The following is an 11041-nucleotide window of genomic DNA, read 5'->3' on the forward strand; positions in this document are numbered from 1 at the left end:
CTTCTGGTGAGAGGGGTGGGAGGGGGTGCTCGTCAGCCGACCGAGCGGAGCGCGGCGGCGGGGCGCAGGCGCGCGGCCCGCCAGCCGCCGATCGTGCCGGCGAGCAGCCCGCCGAGCACCGAGAGGCCGACGGCGAGGAGGATCACCGGGATCGTGACCGGGAGCGAGAGCGCGACCTCGGTGGTCGTGGCCGCCACCGGTGCACCCGGGCCGAACCCTCCTCCGGGGCCGCCCGCGGACGTCGGGGCGGAGGTGCCCGACAGGGTGGGCGCGACGGCGTTCACGATCGCGATGCCGAGGAGGCCGGCCGCGATGCCCACGGCGCCTCCGATCAGGCCCTGCACGACCGACTCGCCCGCGACCTGGCGCACCACGCGGCCGTTCGACCAGCCGATCGCCTTGAGGGTGCCGAACTCGCGAGTGCGGCGGGTGACGCCCGAGATCGTGAAGAGCGTGGCGATCAGGAACGCGGCGGCCAGGACCAGCAGCGACAGCCAGGTGCCGAGGTTGGCGACCAGATCGCCCGCGGTCGAGAGCGACCCCGAGACGGAGGAGGCGAGGTCGGCCTGCGTCGAGACGGTGCTGCCGGGCAGGGCGGTCTCGAGATCCGCCTGGATCCGCGCGATGTCCGACGAGGACGCGGCCTGGACGGAGACGGAGGAGATCATCCCGGCCTCGCCCGACAGCGTCTGCGCGACGTCGAGCGGGACGTAGGTGTCGGAGGCGGTGCCCGCGTCGGGGGAGTCGGTCGTGACGACGCCGATCACGGTGAACGCGGTGCCGCCGATCTCGAGGGTCGAGCCGACGGACAGGGCCGCCGTGGTGGCGTAGGAGGAGTCGAGCACGACGACGTCCTGCCCCGCGTCCGCGGCGGTGAACGTGCGGCCGTCGGTGAGCACGACGTCGGCGAGCGGGCCGATCGCGCTGCCCGTCGGGTCGAGTCCGAGCACCGAGAACGAGTCGACGCCGAAGGAGGAGCCGCCGCCGGTCGGAGCCTCCCCGGGCGCCGCGGCCTGCGACCGGTCGGGCATCTCGCCGCTGAAGGTGGTGCTGGTCAGCGAGAGGACTCCGATCGCGGTCCGCACGCCGTCGACCCCGAGGGCCGTGTCGACCGCCGAGGCGTCGAACGCGGTGGTCCCGCGGTCGACCTCCAGGCGCGACTGGCTGACCGAGGTGGTGCCGCCGTCGGTGGTGCCGTCGTCCCCGCCGACGTCGAAGCGCTGACCGCCGGCGCCGCCCTCGGCCGGCGGGGTCGCCGCCTGCGTGACGGTGATGTCGGTGCCGACCCCGTAGACGGAGTCCAGGACGGACGCCTGCGCGGTCCGGACGCCCGCGGCGAAGGAGGTGACGAGGATCACGAGGGCGATGGCGAGCGCGAGACCCGCGCTGACGACGATCGTCTGCCGTCGCCGGTTCGTGAGCTCCCTGCGGAGGTAGGTGGTGAACATCGGGTCCTTCGTTCGGGGGGAGAGGGGAGCGCCCCGTGCCCGGGGCGCGCAGCGGAGTCGTCCGCTCGATGCCGACCGTAGGCACGCCGGTTCTGCGCGGCGTCTCGGCCGGGTATGGGCCGGCTATGAGCCCGCGGTCGCTCCCGAGGGGCGCTCCGCCCCGGCCCTTCCCCCGCGCGCCGTCGCGGTCCTAGGCTCGCGCTCAACCGGAACGAGCCGACGGAGGCGCCGATCATGACTGCGACACGCGAGAGCACGACCGCACCGCCGGAGCTGAAGCGGGTCCTCGGACCCAAGCTCCTCCTCCTGTTCGTCGTCGGGGACATCCTCGGCACCGGCATCTACGCCCTCACCGGGCAGGTCGCCGCCGAGGTCGGCGGAGCGGCCTGGCTGCCGTTCCTCGTCGCGTTCGTGGTGGCCACCCTCACCGCCTGTTCGTACCTCGAGCTCGTGACGAAGTTCCCGCAGGCGGCGGGAGCCGCGCTCTACGCCCACAAGGCGTTCGGCATCCACTTCGTCACCTTCCTGGTCTGCTTCACGGTGATGGCGAGCGGCATCACCTCGGCCTCGGCCGCCTCCGGAGCGTTCGCGAGCAACTTCGCCATCGGCTTCGGCCTGGGCGAGGGGGCCGGCGTCAAGATCACGATCGCCCTGGTCTTCATGGTGCTGATCGCGCTGGTGAACCTGCGCGGAGTCGCCGAGAGCGTAGGCCTGAACGTGGTCCTGACCCTGATCGAGCTCTCGGGCCTGCTGCTCGTGATCTTCGTCTGCTTCTTCGCCGTCTTCGGCGGGCAGGCCGACTTCTCGCGGGTCGTCGCGTTCGAGACCTCGGGCGACAAGTCGCTGCTGCTCGCGGTCAGCACGGCCACCTCGCTCGCGTTCTTCGCGATGGTCGGCTTCGAGGACTCGGTCAACATGGCGGAGGAGACCAAGGAGCCCAGCCGCATCTTCCCGAAGGTGATGCTCACGGGGCTCGGCATCACCGCGGTGGTCTACATCCTGGTCTCGACCCTCGCGGTCGCGATCGTGCCGGTCGGCGAGCTGGCGGGCAACGACACTCCGCTCGTCACGGTCGTCGAGACCGCCGCGCCCGACTTCCCGATCTCGACGCTGCTGCCGTTCATCTCGCTGTTCGCGGTCGCCAACAGCGCGCTGATCAACATGATGATGGCGAGCCGCCTGCTCTACGGCATGAGCAAGCAGGGCGTGCTGCCGCCGTTCCTGAAGAACGTGCTGCCGGGGCGCAGGACGCCGTGGGCTGCGATCCTCTTCACCACCGTCATCGCGCTGCTGCTCACCGCGTACGTGTCGCGCGACACGCAGAACCCGATCGCGGTCCTGCTCGGCGGCACCACGTCGCTCCTGCTCCTCGCGGTCTTCGCCGTGGTGAACGTCTCGGTCCTGGTGCTGCGGCGCCAGCCGGTCGACCACCAGCACTTCAGGACCCCCACGGTGCTCCCGGTGCTCGGCGCGATCGCCTGCGTCTACCTGGTGCTGCCGATCACCTCCGGGCGCGACATCGCGCAGTACGAGATCGCGGCGGTGCTCCTCGTGATCGGCGTGCTGCTCTGGTTCGCGACCTTCATCGACCGGCGGGTCCGCGGCTACGCGCGCTCGGCGGCGGTGGAGCCGCCCGAGACCGCGCCGGACGCGCACAGCGATCGGATCGACCGCTCATAGCGTCCTCATAGACTCCTCCCGATACTGGGAGTCATGCCCGCCCCCTCGAAGCACCTCGCCCCCGCGCAGCGCACCCGCCTCACCCGCGCCGACGGATCCCCGATCCGCGTCCTCGTCGTCGACGACGAGAGCACCCTCACCGATCTGCTGCAGATGGCGCTGCGCTACGAGGGCTGGGAGGTGCGCACCGCGGCCGAGGGCCGCGCGGCGATCACGATCGCCCGCGAGTTCCGTCCCGACGTCATCGTGCTCGACGTGATGCTGCCGGACATCGACGGACTGCAGGTGCTGCAGCGGGTGCGCGCCGACGGCAGCCAGACGCCCGTGCTCTTCCTCACCGCGAAGGACGCGCTCGACGACCGCATCGCCGGTCTCACCGCGGGCGGCGACGACTACGTCACCAAGCCCTTCTCGCTCGAGGAGCTCGTGGCCCGGATGCGCGGCCTGATCCGCCGCAGCACCCTGCTCGCGAACGACGTCGACGACCCGCGCGTGATCGTCGGCGACCTGGTGCTCGACGAGGACAGCCACGAGGTGCGCCGCGGGGACGCCGACATCGAGCTCACCGCCACCGAGTTCGAGCTGCTGCGCTTCCTGATGCGGAACCCCCGCCGGGTCCTGAGCAAGGCGCAGATCCTCGACCGGGTCTGGTCCTACGACTTCGGCGGCAAGTCGAGCGTGGTCGAGATCTACATCTCCTACCTCCGCAAGAAGATCGACGCCGGACGCGCGCCGATGATCCACACGGTGCGCGGCGCCGGCTACCTGCTGAAGCCCGCCGACTAGTGGCCCGCCCCGCCTTCGGCGACTTCGCGACCCGTTCCGCGCTGCGCAGCTCCCGCTCCGGATCGCGCCGCTCCGGCCGGCGCGCGCCGTGGACGCTGCGACGCCGGATGGTCCTCGCCGTCGTCCTGATGGTGGCGATCACCGCGGGAGTCGTCGGCGCGGTCAGCGTGCTGTCGCTGCGCGGGATCCTCTACGAGAGCACCGACGCGCAGCTCGGGCAGTCGCTCACGCGGCTGCAGGAGTTCGACGGCCCCGGGCAGTTCGCCGGCCCGTCGGCCATCGATCGCGCCACGACCTGCCCGAGCGGCGCTTTCGGCGGCCCGAACCAGAACCTCAGCACCATCACGGCCGTGCAGAACGCCGACGGCTCGTTCATCGGGGCCTACATCGACGCCGACGGCGACTGCCGCGAGTTCGCGGAGCAGCCGGACTCGGTGCTCGCGCAGTCGATCGCCGCCGGCGGGGCCGAGACGACGGTCGATCTGGGCGGGATCCTGGGGGAGTACCGCACGCGGGCGGCCGTCGTGGACGGCTCCGTGGTGGTCGTCGGCGTGCCGCTGGGCGAGACGACGCAGGTGCTGAGCTCGCTGACCGGAGTGGTGATCGCGATCACGCTGCTCGCGATGCTGCTCGTCGCGCTGATCGCGACCGCGATCATCCGGGTCGCGCTGCGGCCGCTGGACCGGGTGGAGGCGACGGCCACGCGGGTCGCCGAGCTGCCGCTCGAGCGCGGCCAGGTCGAGCTGGTCGAGCGGGTCCCGGAGGAGGACGCCGACACCCGCACCGAGGTCGGCCGGGTGGGCGCCGCCTTCAACCGGATGCTCGACCACGTCACCGGGGCGCTGCAGGCCCGCGAGGCGAGCGAGAACAAGGTGCGGCAGTTCGTCGCCGACGCCTCGCACGAGCTGCGCACGCCGCTCGCCGCGATCCGCGGCTACGCCGAGCTGCCCCGCCGCTCCGGATCGGAGCTGCCCGAGACCGCCGCCTACTCCCTCGACCGCATCGAGTCGGCCGCCACCCGCATGACCTCGCTCGTCGAGGACCTCCTGCTCCTCGCGCGGCTCGACGAGGGCCGCGACCTCGAGAAGGAGCCGGTGGACCTGACGATGCTGCTGATCGAGGCGGTCTCGGACGCGCACGTCGCCGGTCCCGACCACGACTGGGACCTGGATCTGCCGGAGGAGCCGGTCGAGATCCGCGGAGACGGCTTCCGGCTGCACCAGGTGGTCGCGAACCTGCTGCGGAACGCGTCGGTGCACACTCCCGCCGGCACGCGGGTCGTGGCGGCGCTCGCCGAGGAGCGCGACTCCGCCGGCCGGCCGATCGCGGTCGTGACGGTCACCGACTCCGGCCCGGGCATCGCTCCGGAGCTCGTTCCCGTGCTGTTCGAGCGCTTCGCCCGCGGCGACTCGTCCCGCGCCCGGACGACCGGCTCGACCGGACTCGGCCTGGCGATCGTGGCGGCCGTCGTCGAGGCCCACGGCGGTCGCGTGCTGGTCGACTCGGAGCCCGGCCGCACCGCGTTCCGCGTCGAGCTGCCGGCGGGCTGACGCCCGCGCGTGCCGCGACCCGTAGCGGTGTGATCTGCAGGCCCTCGTGCCGTCTGCAGGCATCCGCGCTGCCTGCAGGCATCCGCACGATCTGCAGGCGTCCGCACGATCTGCAGGCGTCCGCACGATCTGCAGGCGTCCGCACGATCTGCAGGGGATTCGGAGGGGAAAGGGGATTCCCTCGCAGGAGTCGGCCGGCTCCGGCCGGATCTCCTGCAGATGGTGCATTCCCCTGCAGACCGTGCTGGAGGGGAGGATGCTGCGTCACGGCAGGTCCACGCGCGATCTGCAGGGGATGCGGGCGGGACAGTGGATTCCGCCGCGGGCGACCGTCTCGATCACGCTGGATCCCCTGGAAACCGTGCAATCCCCTGCAGATCGTGCACTCTCCTGCACACCGTGCAGGCCTCTGCAGATGGTGCCTGTCTGCGTCTCGCCTAGACCGACACCCCGATGCGGCGGCGGGCGTCGTCGAGCGTGCGCACGACCTGCACGACCTCGTCGAGGGGGTGCAGCGGCGACTCCGTGCGCCCCTCGGCCAGGTAGGTCGCCAGGTGCACGGCCTCCCAGGCCAGGCCCTCGCCGTCGCGCAGGGGCGACTCGTCGAGCCAGGTGCCGGAGTCGTCCCCGCGCGTGAGCGTCACTCCGCCCGGTCGCCAGAAGGCCGGGTGCACGTCGATCCGGCCCTCGCTGCCGGCGATGCTCGCGGCCTGCAGGGTGTCGGCGAGCACGGTCGAGGTGGCGAGCGACTGCACCCCGCCCGCGTGGCGGCCGACGATCGTGGCGGTCGCGTCGACTCCGGTCTCGGTCAGCCCTCCCGACACGACGGTGCTCTGCGGGGTGCCGGCGACCATCGAGACGAACGACGACGCGTAGACGCCGACGTCGAGCAGTCCGCCGCCCGCGAGCGCGGGGTCGAAGATGCGGCTGGTCGGGTCGAACGGGAAGGCCGCCCCGAAGTCGGCCGAGACGAGGGCGGGAGCGCCGACCGCACCGTCCTCCATCAGGCGGCGCACCACGTCCATGTGCGGGAGGTAGCGCATCCACATCGCCTCCATGGCGAAGACCCCGGCGTCGCGCGCGGCGTGCACGATCATCTCGGCCTCACCCGGAGTGGGCGCGAACGGCTTCTCGACCAGGATGTGCTTGCCCGCGGCGATGGCGAGCAGCGCCTGCCGGGCGTGCTCCGAGTGCGGGGAGGCGATGTAGACGACGTCGACCTCGGGGTCGTTCACGACCGCCTCGTAGCCGGCGGACGCCCGGGCGATGCCGAAGCGGGTCGCGAACTCCTGCGCGCGCTCGAGCGAGCGCGAGCCGACGGCGACGACCTCCTGGCGCGTGTGCTTCCGCAGCGCGGTGACGAAGCTGGTGGCGATGCCGCCCGGGGCCAGGATCCCCCACTTCAGAACGGGGGAGTCGAGGAGGGAGGGGAGCCGGGGTTCCGGGAGCGTCAGTGCCATCCCTCCACGCTAGGGCCCGGGTGCGGGCGTGCGCGAGGGGTCGACGACGGAGAGGTCAGCGCCCGCGCCGCAGCACCCGCTGGAGCAGAGGCACCGGCTCCCGCTCCGCCGGCTCCTCCACCTCGAGCCCGTAGAAGCGGCCGATGTCGCCGACGAACGCGGCACGGCGGGCCTTGTCGTAGGCGCGCAGCTCGCGACGGAACGCGATCACCGTCGCGACGCACATCAGGATCATCACCACGCTGAACGGCAGCGCCGACAGGATCGCCGCCGTCTGCAGGGCGTCGAGACCGCCGGCGATCAGCAGGGCGATCGCGAGCAGCGCGGTCGCCAGGGCGAAGAACACGCGGATCGGGTTCTTCGGCTCGACGGAGCCCCCGGTCGCGATCATGGCCATCACCAGGGCGCCGGAGTCGGCCGAGGTGACGAAGAAGACGCCGATCAGGAGGATCGCGCCGAACGTCACGACGACGCCTCCCGGCAGGTCCGCCAGCATCTGGAAGAGCGCGAGGTTCGAGTCGACGGAGCCGTCCGCTCCGACAAGGCCGCCCGAGCCGTACAGCTCGCGGTACAGGGCCGTGCCGCCGAGCACGCTGAACCAGAGGAACGTCATGATCGTCGGCACCAGGAGCACGCCGGCGACGAACTCCCGCACCGTGCGGCCCTTCGAGACGCGGGCGATGAAGATGCCGACGAACGGCGCCCACGACATCCACCAGCCCCAGTAGAACGTGGTCCAGCTCCCCTGCCACGCCTCGCCGTCCGCCCCCGCGAAGGCGCTGACGGTGAAGGAGAGGCCGAGGAAGTTCTGCAGGTAGTTGCCGATCGACTGCACGAACTCGCGCAGCAGGAACTGGGTCGGCCCGGCGAACAGCACGAACAGCAGCAGGGCGCCCGCGAGGATCAGATTCCCGGTCGAGAGCCACTTCATGCCGCGCCCGACGCCGGAGACGAGCGAGAAGATCGTGAGGCCGATGACCACGGCGATCACGACGAGCTGGACGGCGAGCGAGGACTCGACGATCCCCACCGCCTCGAGCCCGGCCGAGATCTGGGTGACGCCGAGACCGAGCGAGGTCGCGACTCCGAAGACCGTGCCGATCAGCGCGACCACGTCGATCGCGTTGCCCCACCCGCCGCGCACGCGCCGGCCCAGCAGCGGCTCGAGAGCCCAGCGGATCGAGACGGGGCGCCCTCGGCGGTGGATCGCGTAGGCGAGGGCGAGGCCGACCACCACGTAGATCGACCAGGCGTGCACGCCCCAGTGCAGGTAGGTCTGCGACAGGGCGCTCTGCGCGAGCTGCTGCTCGGTCCCCGTCACTCCGGGCCGCGGGTTCGAGAAGTGGTTCAGCGGCTCGGCGACGCCGTAGAAGACGAGGCCGATGCCCATGCCGGCGGCGAAGAGGAGGGAGATCCAGGCGAGCATCGAGAACTCGGGCTCGTCGTCGTCCTTGCCGAGCTTGATGTCGCCGAAGCGGCTGACGCCCATCCAGATCGCGAAGGCCACGAAGCCCGCCGCGATGAGCACGTAGTACCAGCTGAAGGTGTCCACCACCGTGGTCTGGAGGGAGGAGAACACCGCCGTCGCCGTGCCGGGCGCAAGCAGTGCGAAGGCGACGATCGCGAGGATCAGTGCGGCGGCGGGCCAGAAGACCCAGCGGGCGAGGCCGTCCGTCGGGCGCGCCGCCGTCGCCGGTGCAGGAGCGTGGTCGGACATGGTGGAACCCTCTCGTCGAAACGGACAAGGGTACACGGCGCCCTCCGGGGCCCCTCTAGGCTCGGCCCCGTGACCCCCACCGACTCCGCCCCCCGCCGCCGCAACGTCCCCGGCCTCGTCGCCTTCGCCCTCGCGGTGCTGCTGACGCTCAGCCAGATCGTCCAGGTCTGCCTGACGACGATCGTGCCGGTGCTCGCCTACCGCAACGGGCTCGGCGTCACCGACATCGGAGCGGTGTTCGTGGTGATCGGGATCGGCCAGCTGATCGTCGCCGCTCTCGTCGTCGTGCTCGGCGTCGTCGGCGTCGCGCGGCGGGGGGCTCCGAAGGTCCTCGCGGCGATCGCCCTGGGTGCGGGTGCGAACGGCGTGATCGTGCAGCTCGCGGCGCTGATCCTGCCTCCGCTGATCGGCGTCACTCTGTCGTGACGCGAGGGCCCGGCGTGCGCGGGCTCAGCGTCCGGCGGCGTAGTGGTTCTGGATCTGGGCCTGCGTGAGGACCGTCGAGTAGACGGCGGCGTAGCGGAGACTGCCGGTGAAGTACGCGGGGCCCACGTTCGTCCAGGAGCCGCCGAGGGTGTCGCCGCCGATCTTCCAGTAGCCGCTGGTGTTCTCCGGGCTCCGGAAGGCGGTGTTCGAGGCGACGCGCTGGCCGTCGAGCCAGAGGCTCAGCCCTGTGGTGGGCGAGAGGGTCGAGACCACGTGGTGCCAGGCGCCGTCGTTGACGACCCCGGGGCTCGTGATCGCTTCGACGCCGTTGTTGTAGATGCCGAACATCAGCTTGCCGTTGGCGCCGATGTAGGTGTGCCGGTCGTACTGGCTGCCGCCCGCCGTCTGCGAGGCGCCGAAGGAGAACAGCTTCCCGCCGGCGACGGTGGTCTTGAACCAGATCTCGGTGCTGAAGGTGGTGGGGTTGGTGATCTGCAGCGGCGTGGTCATGTGCTGGCTGCTCGAGGCGGCGAGCTGCCACGAGCCGCCGGCGTCGCGCGGGCACGCCTTGGGGAGGGTCGGTGAGCTGACCATGCCGTTGCGGTAGATGCCGGCACGGGCGGAGTTGCCGGTGACGACGTCGGGCGCGGTCGGCGAGTTGGAGGCCTGTCCGAGCGTGTAGGCGAAGAGGGCGCTGCTCCTGTCGGCCGCGAAGGCCGAGTCGCAGGTGAAGAACGCGGCGGCGCTGCCGACCGTGTTGGTCGAGTTGAGGATCGACGCGGTGTAGGCGCCCGAGGTGGCGGGCGTGAGCAGCAGCGCCCCGGCGAGGGCGGCGACGGCGACGGCCGCGGTGGCCTTCCGTGGGTGCGCGAGGGCGGCGCGGAGGCGGGCGAGCAGCGGGACGCGGGCGATGCGGTGGCGGCTCATCGGGCCGCCTCCTTCCCGGCGGCACGGCGACCGTGCTCCCCGGTGCGCTCGGTCGCCGCGGGCAGACCGATCACGAACGTGTAGATCAGGGGAAGCGCACACAGCAGCGCGAACACGACCCAGCCCCAGAACGGCAGGTGCAGAGCGGAGGAGACGCTGTACCAGTCCTGCTCGTTCGCCGGGACGCGGAGGCGGCCGACCTGGCCCGAGACGAGATCGAGCGGAGCGGCTCCCTCGGCGCTGACGCGGATCGGGAGGAGGCCGGTCGAGACCAGGACGGCGTCGGTGTACCCGTTCTCGACGGTGGCTTCGAGGACCACCAGGCCGACGAACGGGCGGAGGAGGAACACGGTGATCGAGGCGACGAGCGACAGGCCGAGCATCCGCATCGCCGCGCGGTGCGTGGGCGAGGGCAGCAGGCGGGTGAGCAGCTGCACCAGGACGGCACCGGCGAGCAGGAGCGGGAGCCCCTTCGCGAGCCAGCCGAGGCCGGGGAGCGACGTGGTGACGACTCCGATCAGCTGGTCGGGGCCGGTGGCCCACGGGTCGACCGCGCCGTTGATGTCGCCCTGGGTGACCAGCGTGCCGTCGGCGGCCAGGTCGACCACGCGGTGGGTGTAGGTCTCGTCGGGCGTCGTGGAGGGGTGGAAGCTGACGACGTCGCCGACGCGGACGTCCTCGATCGCGGTGGGGGTGGTGAGGACGAGGGTCCCGACCGGGGCGTAGGTGCCCATCGAGGGGGTCTGCACGATGAACCAGCGTCCGCCGGAGGAATGGAAGAGCAGGGCGACGGCGACCAGGCCGACGAGGACGGCGGAGGCGGTCCAGATCGCGGCGGTGCGCAGGGCGGTCGGGCGGTACGGGGCGGCGTTCGCGTCGGAGGGGGCGGAGGAGACGGGCGCGGTGGGGGTGTCCGTGAGCGTCATGTCCTCCGCCTCCTCGACGGTCTTCGGAGCGGGGCCGCCTCAGGGTGGCGGCCCCGCTCCGCGGGTGGGTGCTTCTCGGGGTGGTGCGGGTGCCGTGGGGGCGGCGGGTGGTGCGCGGTGC

General features: G+C 72.0%; 9 protein-coding genes. 4 read left to right on the forward strand and 5 right to left on the reverse strand.

Annotation, left to right across the window (positions count from 1 at the left end; all coding sequences use genetic code 11):
- Positions 1-32 precede the first annotated feature (32 nt).
- The gene (locus B0T42_RS09215; RefSeq protein ID WP_077222899.1) at positions 33-1448 is read right to left on the reverse strand and encodes an ABC transporter permease; all 1416 of its coding nucleotides are present in this window, start codon (positions 1446-1448) and stop codon (positions 33-35) included.
- Between the two features lie 234 nt (positions 1449-1682).
- Between B0T42_RS09215 and B0T42_RS09220 the strand changes: the two genes are divergently transcribed.
- The 3 genes from B0T42_RS09220 to B0T42_RS09230 are packed head-to-tail and all read left to right on the forward strand — an operon-like array spanning position 1683 to position 5464.
- A complete protein-coding gene (locus B0T42_RS09220) occupies positions 1683-3128 on the forward strand; it encodes an APC family permease (protein WP_077222900.1) in 1446 nt (481 codons plus the stop codon).
- Positions 3129-3161: 33 nt separating this feature from the next.
- The gene (locus B0T42_RS09225; RefSeq protein ID WP_077222901.1) at positions 3162-3914 is read left to right on the forward strand and encodes a response regulator transcription factor; all 753 of its coding nucleotides are present in this window, start codon (positions 3162-3164) and stop codon (positions 3912-3914) included.
- A complete protein-coding gene (locus tag B0T42_RS09230) occupies positions 3914-5464 on the forward strand; it encodes a sensor histidine kinase (RefSeq protein ID WP_236720195.1) in 1551 nt (516 codons plus the stop codon). The genes B0T42_RS09225 and B0T42_RS09230 overlap by 1 nt, the downstream gene beginning before the upstream one ends.
- A gap of 437 nt (positions 5465-5901) precedes the next feature.
- On the opposite strand, the gene B0T42_RS09235 is transcribed toward B0T42_RS09230, so the two are convergent.
- Both B0T42_RS09235 and B0T42_RS09240 read right to left on the reverse strand, forming a co-directional pair.
- Positions 5902-6924, reverse strand: coding sequence for a Gfo/Idh/MocA family protein (locus tag B0T42_RS09235; protein WP_077222902.1), 1023 nt, complete (start codon positions 6922-6924; stop codon positions 5902-5904).
- A 55-nt stretch (positions 6925-6979) separates the two neighbouring features.
- Entirely contained in the window at positions 6980-8641 is a 1662-nt protein-coding gene (locus B0T42_RS09240; protein WP_077222903.1) for a BCCT family transporter, read from the reverse strand.
- A 69-nt stretch (positions 8642-8710) separates the two neighbouring features.
- Between B0T42_RS09240 and B0T42_RS09245 the strand changes: the two genes are divergently transcribed.
- The gene (locus B0T42_RS09245; RefSeq protein WP_077222904.1) at positions 8711-9067 is read left to right on the forward strand and encodes a hypothetical protein; all 357 of its coding nucleotides are present in this window, start codon (positions 8711-8713) and stop codon (positions 9065-9067) included.
- Positions 9068-9091: 24 nt separating this feature from the next.
- On the opposite strand, the gene B0T42_RS09250 is transcribed toward B0T42_RS09245, so the two are convergent.
- Positions 9092-9994, reverse strand: coding sequence for a LamG domain-containing protein (locus B0T42_RS09250; RefSeq protein ID WP_077222905.1), 903 nt, complete (start codon positions 9992-9994; stop codon positions 9092-9094).
- Positions 9991-10920, reverse strand: coding sequence for a S26 family signal peptidase (locus B0T42_RS09255; protein ID WP_077222906.1), 930 nt, complete (start codon positions 10918-10920; stop codon positions 9991-9993). The genes B0T42_RS09250 and B0T42_RS09255 overlap by 4 nt, the downstream gene beginning before the upstream one ends.
- Positions 10921-11041 lie beyond the last annotated feature (121 nt).

The organism is Rathayibacter rhapontici, from assembly GCF_001995175.1.
Taxonomy (GTDB): Bacteria; Actinomycetota; Actinomycetes; order Actinomycetales; family Microbacteriaceae; genus Rathayibacter.

Bases quoted from the DNA above. Each gene is read 5' to 3' on its own strand.
- B0T42_RS09215 (WP_077222899.1), bottom strand. From the start codon at position 1,448: ATGTTCACCACCTACCTCCGCAGGGAGCTCACGAACCGGCGACGGCAG.
- B0T42_RS09220 (WP_077222900.1), top strand. From the start codon at position 1,683: ATGACTGCGACACGCGAGAGCACGACCGCACCGCCGGAGCTGAAGCGG.
- B0T42_RS09225 (WP_077222901.1), top strand. From the start codon at position 3,162: ATGCCCGCCCCCTCGAAGCACCTCGCCCCCGCGCAGCGCACCCGCCTC.
- B0T42_RS09235 (WP_077222902.1), bottom strand. From the start codon at position 6,924: ATGGCACTGACGCTCCCGGAACCCCGGCTCCCCTCCCTCCTCGACTCC.
- B0T42_RS09240 (WP_077222903.1), bottom strand. From the start codon at position 8,641: ATGTCCGACCACGCTCCTGCACCGGCGACGGCGGCGCGCCCGACGGAC.
- B0T42_RS09250 (WP_077222905.1), bottom strand. From the start codon at position 9,994: ATGAGCCGCCACCGCATCGCCCGCGTCCCGCTGCTCGCCCGCCTCCGC.
- B0T42_RS09255 (WP_077222906.1), bottom strand. From the start codon at position 10,920: ATGACGCTCACGGACACCCCCACCGCGCCCGTCTCCTCCGCCCCCTCC.